The organism is Methylomonas sp. TEB (assembly GCF_047777895.1).
GTDB lineage: Bacteria > Pseudomonadota > Gammaproteobacteria > Methylococcales > Methylomonadaceae > Methylomonas.
The window spans coordinates 945,881-964,344 of the sequence record NZ_CP180476.1 but is presented as its reverse complement, the minus strand read 5'-3'; the positions used below and the strand labels follow the sequence as shown (position 1 = coordinate 964,344).

Here is an 18,464-nt window from a genome sequence, read left to right as displayed (position 1 = left end):
TGTCCAGGAAAACTAAAATTCCCTACAAGGATAGACTTATCTGCTTTAGCCTGCGGCGCCACATCCGGCTCCATCAAAATTGGATTTGATACACCACAGTTATGACTTCGCGACCCTTACGCGCGGCGATATTCATGCCCCGCGCCAATTCATTCTACATATCTTTACTATTCGGTTTAAAAAGAGGACTGGAACAACACCACGTCGAGGTCTTTGCCTCCGCCGGTCATTATGACGAACCCTGCCTGTTGGAATTTTGCCATCAATTCAAACCCGACCTGATTTTTGAAATGAATCGTGCCCGCAGCGCCTTACCCAATCTGCCGGCCCACATTAAGCATATCGCCTGGATTGTTGACACCCTGGGTCATACCGTAGATTACTACCATGGCAGCGACATAACCTATTTTTTCGGCGGCAATTGGAAGCGGGCGTTTACTGCTGACGGTGGCCTGATTGACTGGTTGCCGCCGGGCACTTGCGAAATTAGTTATAACTTTCAACCACAACAACCACTCTCGGATTTTTCGTTTGTCGGCCATATTCCAAAACCCTGGACCGAAGAAGAGTTGTCGCGAGAAATTTGCCGACATCAGCAAGAACTCATCAATTTCGGCAGGCTGCACGACGAACTGATCGAGTATTGGCAAAACATCAGTTTCGAAAACTTTGAAAACGTAACCTATCTTAATTCTGCCTACCAATTGATCGAAGAACGTTACGGCCATGCGGTTGAGATCGCCGACCAAAGGCTGCGTTACGATCTGGGCTGTCGCATGATCAGACTACGAAATCGTCATCAGTTGATGTCGCTAGTCCTGGAAAATTCAACGTCAGTGAGAATTTACGGCTCGGAAAATTGGACGGACTGGCCACAATACCGCCCGCACTATCATCACTTTGTCGATCACAGTCATGAGTTAAAGCAGATTTATCAGTCCACCAAATTGAATCTGCACGAAGGTGTTGGCCCGCATTTTCGGGTATTTGATGCGATGTCGGCCGGTGGTTTGATGTTCGTTAAACGAACGCCCGACGATAAAGCCGAAGGCGGCATCCTGGAAATCTTTGATCCCTTCGAACACTACGTACCGTTTTCGGAACACGATTTTACCGAGCACGCTGACAAATACCTGCATGACGCTCCCGCGCGGCAAAGAATCGTCAATAATGCCGCCAAACAAATCCAGGCCCATCACACTTGGACGCACCGAGCCAGTAAGATCATTAAGGATTATCACCGTGTGCGCTAATTCCGTACTAACCGGGCAATGGGACATGGCCGAGTTTTACGCCGAACATGTGCACAGTCATATACACGCTGATCCGCAGCAGACTTTGCAAAAGTATCGGCGCAGGATTCACTCCGAACTTGCAAAATTCGGCATGTCTATCGAACAACTCCGCGACAAAACCGTCCTTGATATCGGTTCGGGCTGGCAGGCCATCGTATTCCAAGAGTTGGGCTGCCGGCAGGTTTACCACCTGGACATCAATGCCAAACATGTCGAATTTTTAAATAGTTACCTAGCCAGACACGGCATAAGGAATGTTACCAGTGAACAAACCGACATCAGCCGTTCACTCGGTTCCGCACAAAACATTGATTTGGCCTTCGTGGCAGGGGTGTACCACCACCTGGCGGACCGCGAAGGGTTTCTGCGCCACCTTCTCCCCAAGATGGCAAAAAACAGCGACATTTTATTTCGAGTTTATCGAGCCGGTACCTGGAGCCGCTGGCTAGTAGCAATTTTAAGAACGGCCAGTGTCGGCCGTTTAGCGCCTGAAGATTTGCTGAGCGCTTACGGGCTCTTGCACCCTTTCGGACACGATAATCAATTTATTGGAGACTTGATCGATGATCTCCTTACCCCGGAATGGCTCGCATTCCGCCCACAACAGTTTAACGCCGACGCCCTAACACTCGCGATAACAAGCCAGTGTTTCGGGCCTGAGTTCGACTTCGATTTTTCGGAGCAGGACGAAAACTTTCGGGTGAAATGGCATCTAGAGAATCCGGCCGCCACCAAACTTGATCACACGATGATCGAAACAGGCCGCGCCCATTCAGAAGCGGCTGTTACTAGCGAATCCAAAATCGCAGATTTGGCCGACAAATTGGCCAGTTTTATGGACAGTCTCAGTAACTACGCCAAGCGCGACGCTGCGACTGTACTCGTAGCCTTGTATTTTTTGGTTAGAAATCACAACAGTACTGATGCATTTCGCGGCGAAATCGCCACCGCCACCAGCAACCCCAACCTGGAGGATTGGCGTATCGCGCAACTACATGCATCCATCACCCACTTCCAAGACTGGCTAAACCGATGAACATACTGGGTATTACTTCCGGCAGCGAAAGCGGTGCTTGCCTGTTTCAAAACGGCCGTATGGTGCTAGCGGTGAGTGAAGAACGCTTGACTCGTAAGAAATTTGACGATCACTTTCCCGCCCTATCGATTACCTGGATACTTCAGGAGAGTGGCTTATCGCATACCGACATTGACTTGATCTGTTACGGCTTTAGCCTGACATTTGCTGATGCTCAGGCCGAGCAAGCCTACATCGACAACTTATTGTCGACGGAAACGCTTGGGGACGAAACCAGCCGCGCCATCATCGAACAACGCATCAACACCGAGCGGCAAATCGATAAAACCAAACGCCAGGCATTTTTCACCGAGATTCGTGACCTGTTTCCGGATACACCGATTTACAACTGTAGCCACCATCAATCACACCAAGCAGCGGCTTTTGCCCCCTCTCCGTTTGCTGACGCCCTTGTGGTTACTGCCGATGGCCGCGGCGACTTCAAATCACTGACGATTAGCCGCGCCGACCGCAGCAACGGTATCGAAGAGCTGTATGTCAGCCCCAGTTGGCGCAGCCTGGGTTATTTTTACGGGCGTATCACCCATTTGTGCGGCTTCAGCGCCAATCGCCATGAGGGCAAAGTCACCGGCTTGGCCGCTTTAGGCAACCCACAAGCCGCGCGAGACTTTATCGGGCAGATCATTCGTCTGGAGGATGAGGTCATTTGTCCGGCGTTCGGCGAACTCTACACGCCGTTTTTCAGTAATTATTCGGCGGCATTGACCGAACAAGCTTCGCGCTTTAAGCGCGACGATCTGGCCGCCGCCGCGCAGCAACAGCTAGAGAATATCGTCTGCCACTTGATTGAAACACATGTCAAATCCACCGGTTTGAAGCACATCTGCTTGGCAGGCGGCGTCTTTGCCAACGTCAAGTTGAACCAGAAAATCCGCCAGCTCGACTGTGTCGACGAATTGTTCGTCTACCCAGCCATGAGCGATGCCGGCATCTGTGCCGGCAGCGTTTATCATTATTTGTTGACTAAGGCAGAAGCTCCGGCCTTGCTTGATCATGTCTATCTGGGACCCAAGTGCGAATTGTCGACCGATTCCAATGCCTGGGAGAAACATGGCATTCGCGCCGTGGTAGAAGTCAACGCAATCGAAAAACTGACAAGCATTCTGCAGAAGCAGGCTATCGTCGGCATCGTATCGGGTCGCAGCGAATTCGGCCCCCGGGCTTTGGGTCATAGGAGTATTCTGGCTTCGGCCTGGGATAGAAATATCACTACCCAGATCAATCTTAAATTGCAACGCGATGATTTCATGCCTTTTGCACCCAGCATCGCGGAAGATTTAGCCGACCGATGCCTAAAAAATTATCAGAACACCTGTTTATCCGCTGAATTTATGACTTTGAGTTTTCCAGTGACAGATGAATTCAGATTAAATTCGCCCGCAGCAATTCATGTAGACCAAACCGTCAGACCACAAATCGTGACCCGTAAAGCCAACCCATTTTTTTATGATTTGTTGATGGCCTGGCACAAAAGAACAGGTGGATTATGCCTATTGAATACGTCTTTCAATATGCACGAAGACCCCATCGTTAATAGTGCCGAAGACATCATCAAAGCGCTCGAACATGGCGCCGTTGATTGGGTATTTAGTCCACCCAATCTGTTTTTGAGTCACTCTTAAAACGGTATGAAATGAACAAACCGGCAACATTCTCGGATTTGCAAAATACGGCCGAGCATCATCATTGCATACACCCCTGGGCAGATCTCTGGATCAATGCCGCAGGGCACGTCACCTGCTGTCCGCAAAACCGTAGCCGCTTCGGAAATATTCATCAACACAGTATTGCGCAACTCTGGAATTCGGGCGCCGCACAAACTGTTCGACGGCTGATAGCGGAAGGGGATTACATAGCCGCCGGCTGCGAAATCGAATGTCCCTATTTGCGTGGCCGTAAAGACGGACCGGATAAGCCGCCGCCAGCTAACGAATTGATTAACTTGGACTTTGAACTGCCCGCCACAGACTCTGCCCTAAATCGAAATATCGCCGCGGTCATCGGCGAATACAGCAACAAGGCGCAAGTGCTGTCCGGCTTGCCAATCTATGTCGACACACAGCCGGTATTACGCTGCAATGCCGACTGCATCATGTGTCCGCAACCACACATGAGCGACATGCGGCATTCGGAGGAATTATTGCAAAAACTGGAAATACTGCGACCAACAGCCAAGGTATTCCGCTGGCAAGGTGGCGAGGTATTCAGCAGCAAGAGCTTTTTCAATTATCTGCGTCAATTCGACACGACCGACAATCCCAATCTCGTCAAATATGTGATCACCAACGGCAGCCTGCTGACCGAGGAGCGAATTGCCGCGCTGACCGAGCATGACAATCCGGTGTTTTTTCTGCTGTCGATAGACGGCGTTCAGCAATCGACATTCGAAAAAATACGGCTAGGGCTGAGTTACCGGCAAGTGATGGCGACATTGCACTTTTTGGCATCGGCTCAAGCGACTAATCGGAGCGGCCGTAAACTGGTCCGTTGGAACTATGTGGTGATGAACAGCACCTTGGCTGAGATGCGTAGCGCCATAGATCTGGCAGATGACTTAAAAGTTGACTTGAATTTTGCTGCGCTGCAAGGGGATTACCCCGAGGAAAACATTTTCCGCTATCCGTTGCACGATATTGATACTTTGCTGGATAGATTTGCCGAGCTCGCAGCTTACAGCAACAACAAATCCATTCAGGTAGATGGGCTTTCAGGGCTAATTTACCGGCTAAAACAATACCTTTTAGAGCCGCCCGGCTAATAACTTTCCGAAAGGCGATTCAATTCTTCCTTCAGACTGAATTTGGGTGAGAACTGCCAGGTCCGAGACTCAAGCCGAATTCGCCCGATATCCTGCACCACACCGTGCACAGCGTAATCGATACGCGAGTTGGACTTAAAACTAGATACTACCAAGGCCGCCAACTCTTCGGCGGTGTATGACTCATCCGACCACAATTCGAAACACCGCTGCCTATGTCCTGATGTTTGCAACAACATAACAATATCCAAAATCGAATCGATGACATCCTGGATGTGAGTGAAATGAAAGCGGGTTTGGTTATTCAACACTCTTACCGCCTGATTTTGCTTGGCGCGCTTTACAAACGTCGGCAACAACTTGTTGACGTGATCGCGCTTTCCACCGTAAACATCCGACAGCCGGCAAATCGCTAACGGCATCTCGTAGCTATTGGCGAACGCCAACAGCAATTGCTCGGCAGATTTTTTGGATATTGCATAGATATGATCGACATTGACCTGAGTGTCGTCCAACGTATCGTAGTAACTAACTTCGCGGGTGCTAAGATAGATAATCAAAGGCTTGCGAGCCGCTCCGGCGAGTAATTCTATTAAGTTAGTAGTCGCCAGAACCGTGGAGTTGACGCATTCCATTGGGTTGGCTCGTGCATCGCTAACCCGTGATACGCCGGCAGCATGCACCACAATGTCTATATCGGTCAGTAACGGCGCTAAGCCACTCCTGTCCAGTAAATCCAAATGATGATACCGAATACCTAGCGTGGCAAACTCGCCGGCCGTGTCAGCATGCGGCATCATTCTGTCTACGCCCGCAACCCGATAGCCTGCTTTCGCCAACGCGATAGCCAGTTCACTGCCGACGAAGCCGCAGATTCCGGTAATGAAATAATTAACGGCCACCGGCAAACTCCCTGACTGACGCAATCACATAATCGCATTGCGCATCGTCCAGAAATGGATGTATCGGCAATGACAACACTTCGCGGGCCACCCTCTCGGTCATGGGCAGAGAAACCGGTGCCAGCCGCAAATGCGGATTTAGGTGTAAGGGCTGCGGCCAATGAACGAAGCATTCTATGTGCCGTGATTGCAAATGTCTGATCAATCCAGCCCGATCCCGGCAAAGTAGCGGATAAGCGCTGAACACATCAAAATACCCACTGGACTGACAGGAAACCGGCAAATCCACACCACGGCAATCGCTAAGCCCGGCATGGTAGCGAGCAGCTATCTGCCGACGTCTATCGATATCATCCGCAAAATACCGCAAATTCACATTCAACAAGGCGGCTTGCAGATTATCCAGCCGGGAATTGAAACCAAATGTCATCAAATCCTTGTTTTCATTCTGGCCGTGGTTGCGCAGTATCCGGATTTTCTGCGCCAGTAACGGATCGTTAGTGATCACCAACCCTCCGTCTCCGTAACAATGCAGGTTTTTCATCGGATGCAAACTAAAGGCGCCCAATTTGCCGAAACTACCGGCATACCGACCATCAATATGCGCTCCCAGCGCTTGGGCTGCGTCTTCAACCACCGGCACCCCATATTGTTCGGCTATTGCCAATATAGCCGGCATATCGCAGCAACGGCCATTCATGTGCACAGGAATGATCGCCTTGGTAGCTGGCGTAATTGCCGCCTGTAAAACGTCGGGCGCGAGGTTAAAGTCCTGACCGATATCGATAAGCACGGGCTTGGCGCCGCAATGCACGATAGCCGCCAGCGTTGCCACAAACGTATGCGCAACGGTTATCACTTCGTCGCCGGCACCGATACCCAAGGCTTTCAACGCCAAAAACAATGCGTCGGTACCACTGTTGACGCCAATCGCAAACTTCACCGCCAGTTTATCGGCGATGGCCGTCTCGAACGCTCTTACGTCATCTCGCAAAATATAGCTGGCGGAATGCCCTACCGACTCGAAAGCGGCTGTCAGCAATTGTCGGCGTTCGGCAAACTCCTGCTGTAGGCCGACGAAGGGAACAGCACTAACGTGATATTCCTGTAAATTGTTTTTTGAATAATCTATTAACACGTGGTGGCGATTCAATTTAAAAAATTAATAACTAGTCCGGACGTACTACAACGCTTGAATATGTTCGAGAATCTGCTCGGCGCGGACGCCCCAAGTATGATGGTTTTTAATAAGTTCCAGCGTTTGTTTTTGCGCCTGACTGCCTTGATATCGAATACTTTTCAATTGCTGGTAAACATCGTCAAAATCTAGCCATTTAAACTCGTAATAATGAAATTGCGGTGTAAAAAAATCGGAAAGTCCGCGAGTATAAATTGCTCTTCCGGGATTATAGCTATCGTACTTATCGCCATCGCGATAGTCATACCACATCAACAATCCGCCCGAAGCCATGCAATCGATAGCACGAAAATGAAAGGAAATGCCGTCGTGCAAATTGATATTGGATTTTTGATGAACTCTGTTGAGTTCCAACGGACTCTCTATAAACCGACGATAATATTGCCGATACTTACTCCAGACACGCCAGTTCTGACTACCGTAAATAGCAATTGACTCGGAATACCGCAATGCAAAGTCAATCAATTCGGTACGATTACTCATGCGTTTTATGCGAATTAGTAGATCGTAATAAATATCATCAGTCAGCGCGCACGAATACCCCAGCAATTCGCTTGCGATCCGATCAATTATACCGACACAGGACTCGTGAGTTTGCTCACAATAAGTATTGATATCCATATATTCGCTATATCGTTTGAGCAACATCTCAAAAGTGACGCGCGGATTATCCGGATGCAAAACCCTCGATAACTCTTGTGTCGTCCACGGTTGAGGAATATGACCAATAAAGCTGAACTCAGTATTGCTATCGCTCGCAATATTTTCAGGAAAATAGGTCTCGACACAGGTACCGGGCGGCATCCAATCCAAATATCCGCCAGGTTTAAAGTTTGCCAGCCATCCAGGGTCCAAGGCATAGGTAATATCGCTACCGGTAATGTCACTTTCACAACGGCCTTGCATATCGACCACCCAGGAAATATGTAAAATATTCAGCTCGTGCAATACCGGAATTTCATCCTTAACCCGGTTCATTTCAAAAATAGCACAAGGCTTTTTCTCCCTGACCCAGTCCCTTATTTCCGTCTCATTCAATAGTTTGCAAGCTCCGCTGACTAATAAGCCTTGCTTTTGAAACGCTAAACCTATAAAGCCGAACAACCGCCGATGAAACGCACTTTCGGTGGGCATGAAAATAGAAATATGCTTAATCATTCCTGTAATATCTGACTTATTTAACGAGTATCCAGTCTGCTTCTTGTTATGTTTGTAAAATAGCTTAAGCGGTTAAAGCCGCATCTCGCCAAAAATCTCTCACTTCACCGCCTGAGTTAGCATAGCTAATGGATTCATCTATTTTCTCAAGAGAATAATACTCCAGCGCTTTTTTTCCAAAATGATCGGTTACTTTATCTAAGGACATAATCTGGCAAAAAGTGCAGGCCTGACAAATCGGATTCCCGGGCTCTGTCACTTGTCGCTTATAAGTAGCGTAAGTATCGGAAACTATCAGCCCTTCCAGGCCGTTTTCAAATATATTGCCTAATTTCTGTTTGCCATAGCAGGTCCAAAGATCGCCGGCATGATTGACGTATAATCTGTCCTGATATCCGGTGCATTGTTCGCGCCTTAACAAACCGACGCCGACTTGAAAAATGCTGTCATCAAAATGCATGGCTTTTGGATGGCACTCCACAAGTTTTCTGACCCGCGCCACAGTCTCTATCGCCTTCGGAATATCGTAAATCAGCAGTTCTCCGACCAAGTCGTTATTGGGTTTCCGTAACTCCAAAAAACCAATGCGAAACGAGCAAAAACCCTTATCGAGTAGGTAGCGCGCCAGGTCCGGCAGTTCATCCAAATTACAGCGCATGGCAACAGCGTTACTTGCCAAGTGCGGAGTGCTTGAATTCAAACGCAATTTAGCCTCGTTGATTAAATCTATAGCCCGGGAAATTTCACTAAACCCCAGGCCGCCGCGGATTTTACGCACCGTAGCGTCGTTGACGCCGTCGACCGAAAGCGACAACAGCATCAATCCGGATTTAACCAATTGCTCGGCATCGGCAGCGGTCCTAATCAACTTGGCATTAGTCTGGACCGAAACTTTGGCACCCATATCGCTTAAATAGCGGACGATTTCGAATAAATCCGGATTGATATACGGTTCACTACCGTCGCCAATATGAATTTGACCGAAATAATCGAAACCCGATTTCAAATTTTTAACTTGAGCAGCGGACATCACTCGGAATTTTTTCAAATTATCGTGAAAAGTACACATGGCACAACTGATATTGCAGCCCAACGATATTTCCAGATGTAAGTTTGGCAAGGGTTTCACCCCCAATAACTCGCCAAACTCTTGACCACTCATCAACATACCATTACTCCGCTATCCTGAAACAAACTAACCGGCTAATTACCACCGAATCTATTACATATAGAATCCAAAACCCGCCCTGAAATAGCCTGATAAGAAAATAACCCGATAGTTTTTTGATAAGCTCGCTCGGCCATTTTCCCGCGTATTTCGCCGTTGGCTAGATAATACTTAACCTTCTCGACGAGATCGGCGTCATCGTTGTAATAGGCCACTTCATGCTCGTCATAGTAATCGGCTAGTGGCGCGCCATCTTTGTAGATGGCCCGGGACAACATGAAGGCTCCGGATGCCATTATTTCCAGAGCATGCATATGTAGCGTCGTCCCCGGACTGCCGTTAAAACAGATTTTCGAGCAATTCATTAGGCGGTTAATAAATTCGCCGTTGTCGGCAATACCTTTGGCATAAGGCGAAAACCGGTCAAATCTGTCCCAATTTCTGCCATAGAGCGCCAATTTAATATTCAAGTCCGCATCGATCAAGGCGGCAATCGGTGCCGTTTTCATTCTCAGCAAATAGTCAAAATGAAACCGGGTAGCGCTTCCAGCCAACAATAAATTGACTGCCTCAGCGTCCACTAAAAGGCCTTGGCTTTTCAACAACGCCACAATGACGGAAAAGCCGTTACTTTGACTATCTACTCTGAGCTGATGGAACTGGTTGGCCGACAATTCTTGCAAATAAGCCATTACGCATCGGTAGATGTCGACTAACTCGGCACGCTCGAATTTTCCCTGATCCAATAGCGCAACTTCATGATGATCGAAACGCCAATCTTCGAAGGGAACATTTTCAAACGCGAGAAACGTCCGTTCCGCATCGACCAAATGACTGATCACCAGAAAGTCGTATTCGAAAACTTTGGTCTGCTCCGGATGATAATAATGATCATTAAATCCCACAGGCAGATACTCGACCGGGAAGTCTTTGTACAAAGACCCTCCGTTCATTGCCAACCAATGTTGAGAAAACACGAAGGTAAAATCCATTTTAGTCATCGCCAATGTGTTACCGGTGATATTGGGCAACATATCCTGTATCCAGTTTACAAATGGCACGGACTCGGGAATGCCAGCAAATTCATGCCGAAAATGATCTATGGTCAGGATAATGTCCGGCTTGAAACTATTGATCTCGTCTATTAAATGCTCGATATTGCTTAAGTAATAATTTTCAGTTTCGCTACAAAACCGGATCGTCGCGCCCAAGCGCTCGAAGCCGTCCAGCCAGTCGCGCATGCAGTATTTCAAAAAGCTGGAAAAGCGCGAGATAAAGCCCATTACCCGCAATTCGCCAACTTTTTCCGGGCTGAATTTTTTCCGCCACTGTTCGCTGCTGATGCTCTGATAGTAGTCAGCAACTTGGCGCAAATTAGCGGCATGCCGTTCGGCGCGGGCCTGCTTTGCCTCGACCGACAGCTGATAAACACGCTCTGAGCTGATGGCGCCGTTGGGGTCCGAATTGAACAACATATCCGGCAGGGCTGCTTCGAACTTCGAAAACTCGGCGGTTAAATCAGCCTCCGCTGCGAGGTCGGAAAAAATCCGCAGACGGCCGGCCGCCAGCAGCGGCTGAAGGTCATGCAACAGCAAATTTAACAACCATACGGCCGGCTTGGTTTCGATCAAATACACCGGCACCTCAAATTCCGCCATTTCCGGAATCGGCGACTCGGTGGCGCGGAACGCCGCTAACAATTCGTAACCGGCACCCAAACCGACCAGCGCATAACAGCAGGTATTTTCCCGGGTCATCGTTTGCGCATTTTCGGCAATCAGGCGTCTGTGTTCGAACAAGGCGATGTTATCCAGGCGATAGATTTGTTCGCCAGCCTGCGCTACCGATACGCGCCAGTACTCACCGCGTATAGCCTGATCAACGAAAATCGTAATAGGCTGTTGCGACCAAGCTGCCAACAGGGCTTCGTGCAAAGCCGGGCGATGCTTGGCCAGGCAAGCCAGATTGGTTTGCAACTGTGCCAAAAAAGTTTGCGAACCTAATTCCGCGCCGGCAAGCAAATGCAACTTATCGCCGAACAGTTCCGGCAACAGGGCGACAGACTCCGGTGCAGGAGGGGCAGCCACTTTAGCCAACAAACGCAAGTCGCTCAGCTCGATCAAGCGTTCGGCAGCAGCCCGGTAGGTAAATTGCGCGGCCAAACCCTCCGGCGCCTTGGCCGGTTGCAAGCGCTTATGCAGAATGTTGCGCAACTGATCGGCCGTCTTGAAGAACAAGCAATAGTCGTCCCAATACGGCGGCTCGGCTACATCCCGGCAATCGTAAACCACCGGGATACAGCCGCAGGCGGCCGCTTCAGCCAACCTCTGCGAATTGATTTCGAACGGATGGCAAACCAAGGCATAGCGAACGGAACGGTAAACTTCCGCTACTGCTTCGCCGTGCGGCAATTCGCCTCGATAAAACGGTGCCACCTCGGCATCCTGATCCCAGTAGCGTCCGTAAACATCCACCGGCAGACCAGGATCGGCGCACAGCCACTTCACCGAATAATCGCGAATTACATAATGCAGTAATTTCCAAAACACAAATTCATAACTTAGCCCGCTGGTCTCGGCAATTTGCCGCACGCTCGCTTCGTCAAAGCAAGCGCCGGATTCCATCGCCGCAATCAAGCTATCCAAAGCCTGCCGATGTTGGCTATTGTCGATATTGATCACCGGCAGATAGGAACTGCCGACGAACACAATCTTGTCGGCTCGCGCCTGATTGTTACCGGCATGAAACACCACATCGTCTATCACAAAATGTAAGCGTTGCACCAAGGCGGCCTGGCGTTGCTCCAGATAACGATCAAACAACGGCGAAATCGAGAAATTGAAATCCCTGGCTCGCCATTTCAGCGGCTGGGAATCTTTCAATTGCGGCATCAAATCCTGCCACCAGACGATATTGACAATATCGTCGTGCATGAAACTGTTGTTCAAGCTATTGACGTACAAGCAGGCATGCGGGTCGAAATCGATATATTTTTCCAGCATATCGACCATATTGCTGCCTTCCATGTCGTTATCCTGAATGTAAAACAGCACCTCCCAACCCAGAGCGGCAAAGGCCTTGGCCAAGCCTTGCGAGCTATATTGCATAACGGTGGTCAAACGACTCGTCGGGATAAATATCCGCGGCGGCCGATTGCCGACCCAACGCGGTGGCAAGGCCTTGGCTTTGTTCAGCAATTGTTGGATCAACCACAGTCGCCTGCGTTTGATCGATTCACCGGCTGCGGCAATATCCTGCCGGATGGCGGCCTTAACCTCCTCTTCCAAGCCGTCGGGAATATCAATATTTTCCGGAATACGCAAACGGGAGCGGATGAAAAATTCCTCGTAATCCGGCAATTCCAGATGTATCAAGTTCGGTAAGTCCGATTCGGGCAACTCGCCCCGGTAATAGCAAATCTGCAAACCGTCTATGGTGGGATGGCCGCAGGAAACTCGATTGGCCTGCTTTGCCACGTTTAACGCCTGGAGCGGATCGATAAAATAGGTATCGAAATGCACATAGTCCGGCACGCGATATTGATTGCGGTACTGCATCACTTCGTCAATGACATCGCGGGGCATGTCGTTGAAATGTACGGCGCCGTCTTGAGAAATGGCGATCAGTTGCGGTATCGGTAATGAGTTGTGCGAAAAAAACTCGACAAACTTGTCGGCGGGAACCTGAATAAAATTCGGCAACACAATATCGGTCAACAGCCCGTCGTAATAGCAATATTGCCGGCGCACACTGCCGGATTCGTCGACGATGCTCTGTTGCTTGGACGCCTCCGCGTAGGCGTCCTCGATATTCAGAAAAAATATGTCCTTAACCGCCGAATTCATCGTGCATTCCAGCGCAATCAAATGAAGTTGATGTGTTCCGGCGGATTCTTCAAATCCCACAAAAACTTGTTCACATAATCCTGCCGGCAGCCGATGGCGCAATCTTTATGCACATCCACCGACTCGGCCACATCTTTATGCACCTGCCAGTAGCGTTCGCTGGTGGCAACCAAGTCGTAAAAGGAATCGGTGTGCAAATCGCCTATGTAAAAACGCTCTTTATTGAAAAACGGTCCGCAAGGATAGATTTTGCCGTTGCCGGAAATCTGCAATAAAAACGGTGTGCCGAAACATTGGTCGTATTTGCGGTAGCCGTCCTTGTATAGATTGGTTTCGCCGGCGGCGTTGATTTTGTTCCATTTGGCCTGGACCACATAGCTGTCCGTACTCAGAGCTTCAGCTTGTTTCAGGACATCGCCGATTTTTAAGTAGGCGTCGTAATCGATGCCGATTTCCTTGTATTCGGAATCCGAACAATGCTTGATCACGAAATAATCCACACCCAATTCGGCGCCCAGCTTGGCTTCCGCCAGCACTTCGTCGAAGCATTCCGGGATTAACACCATCTGCAAGCCCAGTGTACATTTATAGTTGTTGGCTTTTTTGATCTTCACCAGTTCGCGAATCTTGTCGATCAACAAGTGAAAATTGACTTCCTTGGATTGATGCACTCGCCTGAAGCCTTCCGGGGTACCGGCGGATAGATTAAAGCGGATGTAGCTCATGTTTTTCAGCAAATCGTGGGCACGATCCATGTCCAACAAAATGCCGTTAGTGGCCATTGCGGTATCGATACCTAATTCACCGGCCAGCACGGTGGCGTCGTAGAGAGTGGGGTTGAGCGTCGGTTCGCCGTCGCCGATGAACCCCAAAGAACGGACACCCAATTTGCCGCAGTCACGCACAAAGTTCAGCAACGCATCCCGGCCTATCATGGTGCCCTTGGTCATGTTCTGTACCACAGCATAGCAATACAGACAGGCGGTATTGCAAAACTTGGTCAGCCCCATATCGATATGCACTGGTGCAAAGCGCTGGCCGTTTTGCCAGGCCTGCACCCTATCCAAATGATGCATCATTTTGTGTCCGTCGAAACGGAAGCGTTCTCGCTGCGTGCGAAAACTGGGGCCGGTAAACTGGTTGGGGACATGCTGTTCATGTTCATTGCCCGCTTCCAGGCGAATGATACCCTCCTGGTCGTCGTGCGAAATACTCTGGAATTTTTGTCCGGGCAATTTCACCAACTGGCTGGTGTCGATCACCTGGTATTCGTTCGACAAGGCGCTACGATCCACAATATTATTGGAGGTGCGCAGTTTATGCCCGGGCTGGCTGAACATAGGCACATTGTCGGGTATATCGGTCACGGCGCTGTTGCCGAAACGATTGGTTTGTTCAATTTTTGCCATGGTCTGATGCTCTGTTCAATGCGTTAAAACGGGCCGACGAAGCTGCGGTCGGGTTGATCTTTGGGCAAATCGGAATGCAAAGCGCCGATTACCGAGGCTGTTAATTCTGATCGACCTAGCATTTCCAGTACGGCACTGGCGATCTGCTCGGCTCCCGGATAATAGTGGTTGGCGACAAAATGCGAGGTCGGCACCGGGTGGTTGGGATAAGCAATCAAGCGCGGCGCTTGTTGCAAACCATGCCCATGGGCTAACACCAGTTTGGATAGCAACTGATGACCAATTGACGCCATTTCCGGCGCGCAATCCGCTACTAGCAATCTGCCACCGGTTTTTGCCAGCGATCCGGCAACGCTATCCACATCCAAGCTGCTGACGCAACGCATATCCAAGACTTCGGCGTCGACGCCATACCTCGCCAATACCGTGGCGGCTTTCAAGGCTTCTATGCTCATGTGCGAGAATGCTGCCAAGGTAATATCGGTGCCTTGCCGCAGCAAAGCCGCGCCGGACAACTCGGCCGCCGGACGATGTTTGTCGACCTCACCTTGGACATGGTGTAACCAGCGGTGTTCGATAAACAGCACCGGGTTATTATCGGCAATCGCGTCCAGCATAAAATGGTAGGCATCGCCAGCCGTGGTCGGCATCACCACTTTCAAACCCGGCACTTGCGCAAACATGGCTTGCAGACTTTGCGAATGTTGCGGCCCCTGCCCCCAACCGCGACCAATGATGACGCGAATTACCAACGGCACTTTTTGTTGGCCGTCAAACATGTAATGCCACTTGGCGGCGTTATTGATCAACTGATCGACCGACAGCAAGGCAAAATCGATACGCTGATGTACCAGCACCGGCCGCATGCCGGCCAAGGCCGTGCCGATACAAATACCAGTCATGCCGTTTTCCGCCAAAGGCATGTCCAACACCCGCTCGGCGCCGTACTTCTCGAGCAAACCCTGAGTTGTGGCAAAGATGGTCTTCGGGTCCGGCACGCCCTCACCAATCAACAACATCTCCGGATGCTTGGCTAAGGCATCGTCCAAGGCTTCGCGGATCGCCTCGCCGTACGTCATCATCCTTACATCACGCATACAGATGCTGCCTCATACTTTCTATAGTTGGGCGAGTACCTTGCAAGGCCCAGGAAAATGCTTGCTCGATTTCATCGGCCAAGCGGGTTTCCATTTGCGCTAGTTCGGCATCATCACTCAACTGCGCATCAAGCAAGGTCTGCCGGGTTTGCAGCAGGGGACAGCGCAATTTCCACTCGGCCAATTCACCGGGGCTGCGATAGCCCAAATCGTCGTCTTCGTTGGGCCCGCAGTGTTCCGGCCAGCGGTGAGTATGCAATTCCAAAAACTGCGGGCCCAAGCCATTCCTGGTGTTGCCAACCGCTATTCGCGCCAGTTCATATACTTCATCGACCCGATTACCGTCGCCGCTAACCGCGTTCAAGCCGTGGGCGGCGGCTATTTTATAAATATCGCGTTTGGGTTGGCGTTCGGCCAACGGTGTCATCACCGAGTATTGATTGTTCTCGCAGATAAACAGCAACGGCAATTGTTTCAACACCGCAAAATTCATCGTTTCGTGCATCACGCCTTCTTCAAAGCAGCCGTCCCCGAAGAAAATCACCACCACGTTGGTCGCTTCCGGCATCCTGCCTCCCGCGACACTGGCACATCCCAGTGCGGCGCCGGATTTTTTCATCTGCTCGGCCCAGGCATAACCGGCGGCTAATGGCACGGTGCCGCCGACGATAGGCGTGGACGCAACAAACCCGGCTTTCAGGTCGGTCAAATGCATCGACCCACCCCGGCCGCCGCAGCAGCCTTCGGCATAGCCGTACAACTCCGCCAGCAGGCGCGGCAAATCACCGCCTTTAGCCAAATAATGGCCGTGGCCGCGATGATTGCTGAACACCTTGTCCTGGTTGGTCAAATGCGCGCTAACCCCCACTGCAATAGCTTCTTCACCGATGCAAAGATGGGTGGGACAACGCATTTGCTGTTCGGCATAGCGCCGGGCAATCGCTTCCTCGGCACGGCGGATGCGCAACATTTGATAATACAGCTGCTTCAAATCGGCAGGCGCGGAGTTCATGTCTGTCATTTCAACAAGGTGGTAATGTATTTGAATAAAGCCACTGCCCGCACCGGTTCGCGGTTACAGACAATCTGCACATCCAGCGCGGCCGCGGCGCTACCGGCGAACAAGGCTTGCTCCGGCGACAGCCCGCCACCCAAGCACAAGCCAGCTACGGACAGGAAGGCGTCGCCGGCCCCAATCCGATCCACCACTTTGGAGGACAAGGCGGGAATCTTGTATGCGGTTTTGGTTTGATCCAGCATCAACGCACCTTTAGTACCGCGGGTGATGGCGATATGCTGTGCACTTAATTTGTCGGCCAACTGGCCGGCCAATTCCTCAATGGCAGCACCTCTATCGTGGCTCGCTAGCCGTAACTCCGGCTCGTTCAATGACAAGAAATCCGCGTTCGGATAACGTGTGATCAAGTGATACCCCCGATTGCCGCTGTTAACCTGCGCATTCACCGCCAGATATTTAGCGCCTTTGGACAAGGCCGCAACCATTTGATTGGAGATAAAGCCGTTACCGAAATCCGGCACGATCACCACATCGTAATCGCGCAAATGTTTGTCCAGCCAAGCCACGATCTTGCGATTGGTGTCCTCCGGCAACGGCGCATCGTTATAAAAATACACTTCAAATAACTTGGCGATGTCGGCATCGACATAGCGTCGCTTCACAATCGTCGGCCGATCCTGGCTAAAGAAAAACACTGGATCGATGGCCGGGTTCAAATTGGTACGAATAAAATCTTCGTGACTTTTGGTAGCGCCTAGACCGGACAGCAAAGTCACGTTATGGGCAAATTCCGCAACGTGATTCGCCACCGCGATAGCGCCGCCGGCAAAGCGTTCGTAGTCGTTGTATTTCACCGAAAACACATTGCCTTTGCCGGTCTGCCCCAAGGGCGAGGTGTAATGGTATTCGTCGACTATCGCTTCGCCGACCACCAGTACATTCAAACCGCTTAAGGCCTTGAGTTTGTCGATAATCTCGTTGGCGCCGACCGTTTCCTTGAACTGATCCAGGTACGCTGAGATTTCCGGGGAGAACACCTCAAAATATTCGTTTAATAAGCGCGTCGAACTAGACGTGAGTTCGTCGGTAAAGTAAATCCTGCCGCCGTGCCGTTCCACGGCGTCTTTTTCGTGCTGGATATTGCCGGTCAGATCGTCGCTGGTGCTTTTGTAATCGCTACCCTTCACATATAAATCAGGCTTCACCTGATCCAATACTTCCACGGCGGTAATCGCATGGTTGATCGCCACACTATCGACGCAAGCCAGTGCCGCAATGTTTTCAGCACGCAAATATTGGTTGAACACCGGCCGACCGGGGCCTTTATTGACATATTCGTCGGCGGTGACGCTAACCAATAATGCATCTGCCTGCCTTGCTCCGCTTTGCAGATGACGGATATGGCCGATATGCAGTAAATCAAAAGTTCCATGGCATAAAGCCACGGTTTTGCCTTGCGCTTTCAGTTCGGCGGCACGCTGCGCCAGTTGTTCGATAGAAACGATTTTTTCCGTGGACAT

The 18,464-nt window shown here is 50.4% G+C and carries 13 protein-coding genes; 4 read left to right on the top strand and 9 right to left on the bottom strand.

The annotated features are described in order from the left end of the window. Positions 1-101 precede the first annotated feature (101 nt). From ACMXD4_RS04390 to ACMXD4_RS04375, 4 genes are read left to right on the top strand one after another with little or no spacing between them, the layout of a single operon-like run. Entirely contained in the window at positions 102-1,253 is a 1,152-nt protein-coding gene (locus ACMXD4_RS04390) for a glycosyltransferase (RefSeq protein ID WP_171696481.1), read from the top strand. Further along, positions 1,243-2,331 (top strand): class I SAM-dependent methyltransferase, encoded by a 1,089-nt coding sequence (locus ACMXD4_RS04385; protein WP_171696482.1) that lies wholly within the window; start codon positions 1,243-1,245, stop codon positions 2,329-2,331. The genes ACMXD4_RS04390 and ACMXD4_RS04385 overlap by 11 nt, the downstream gene beginning before the upstream one ends. After that, the gene (locus tag ACMXD4_RS04380) at positions 2,328-4,013 is read left to right on the top strand and encodes a carbamoyltransferase C-terminal domain-containing protein (RefSeq protein ID WP_415879973.1); all 1,686 of its coding nucleotides are present in this window, start codon (positions 2,328-2,330) and stop codon (positions 4,011-4,013) included. The genes ACMXD4_RS04385 and ACMXD4_RS04380 overlap by 4 nt, the downstream gene beginning before the upstream one ends. Before the next feature lie 11 nt (positions 4,014-4,024). After that, positions 4,025-5,149 carry a radical SAM protein gene (locus ACMXD4_RS04375; RefSeq protein WP_415879972.1) on the top strand — a complete coding sequence of 375 codons (1,125 nt, stop codon included), beginning with the start codon at positions 4,025-4,027 and terminating at the stop codon, positions 5,147-5,149. Here ACMXD4_RS04375 and ACMXD4_RS04370 read toward each other — a convergent pair. The 9 genes from ACMXD4_RS04370 to ACMXD4_RS04330 form a co-directional block, all read right to left on the bottom strand. Then, the gene (locus tag ACMXD4_RS04370) at positions 5,146-6,051 is read right to left on the bottom strand and encodes an NAD-dependent epimerase/dehydratase family protein (RefSeq protein WP_415879971.1); all 906 of its coding nucleotides are present in this window, start codon (positions 6,049-6,051) and stop codon (positions 5,146-5,148) included. The two genes, ACMXD4_RS04375 and ACMXD4_RS04370, sit on opposite strands and share 4 nt — an antisense overlap. Next, entirely contained in the window at positions 6,041-7,204 is a 1,164-nt protein-coding gene (locus ACMXD4_RS04365; protein ID WP_415879970.1) for a DegT/DnrJ/EryC1/StrS family aminotransferase, read from the bottom strand. The genes ACMXD4_RS04370 and ACMXD4_RS04365 overlap by 11 nt, the downstream gene beginning before the upstream one ends. Before the next feature lie 30 nt (positions 7,205-7,234). Continuing rightward, the gene (locus ACMXD4_RS04360; RefSeq protein WP_415879969.1) at positions 7,235-8,407 is read right to left on the bottom strand and encodes a hypothetical protein; all 1,173 of its coding nucleotides are present in this window, start codon (positions 8,405-8,407) and stop codon (positions 7,235-7,237) included. Between the two features lie 64 nt (positions 8,408-8,471). Continuing rightward, the gene (locus ACMXD4_RS04355) at positions 8,472-9,575 is read right to left on the bottom strand and encodes a radical SAM protein (protein WP_415879968.1); all 1,104 of its coding nucleotides are present in this window, start codon (positions 9,573-9,575) and stop codon (positions 8,472-8,474) included. A 35-nt stretch (positions 9,576-9,610) separates the two neighbouring features. Continuing rightward, the gene (locus tag ACMXD4_RS04350) at positions 9,611-13,420 is read right to left on the bottom strand and encodes a glycosyltransferase (protein WP_415879967.1); all 3,810 of its coding nucleotides are present in this window, start codon (positions 13,418-13,420) and stop codon (positions 9,611-9,613) included. Between the two features lie 17 nt (positions 13,421-13,437). Next, on the bottom strand, positions 13,438-14,829 hold the full coding sequence (locus tag ACMXD4_RS04345; RefSeq protein ID WP_415879966.1) for a radical SAM protein: 1,392 nt from the start codon (positions 14,827-14,829) through the stop codon (positions 13,438-13,440). 23 nt (positions 14,830-14,852) lie between these two features. Then, positions 14,853-15,926: an alpha-ketoacid dehydrogenase subunit beta gene (locus ACMXD4_RS04340; RefSeq protein ID WP_415879965.1), complete on the bottom strand. Its 1,074-nt coding sequence runs from the start codon at positions 15,924-15,926 to the stop codon at positions 14,853-14,855. Continuing rightward, positions 15,919-16,947 carry a thiamine pyrophosphate-dependent dehydrogenase E1 component subunit alpha gene (locus ACMXD4_RS04335; protein WP_171696492.1) on the bottom strand — a complete coding sequence of 343 codons (1,029 nt, stop codon included), beginning with the start codon at positions 16,945-16,947 and terminating at the stop codon, positions 15,919-15,921. Before ACMXD4_RS04335 ends, ACMXD4_RS04340 begins: the two co-directional genes overlap by 8 nt. Next, a complete protein-coding gene (locus tag ACMXD4_RS04330; protein WP_033157196.1) occupies positions 16,944-18,464 on the bottom strand; it encodes a PfkB family carbohydrate kinase in 1,521 nt (506 codons plus the stop codon). Before ACMXD4_RS04330 ends, ACMXD4_RS04335 begins: the two co-directional genes overlap by 4 nt.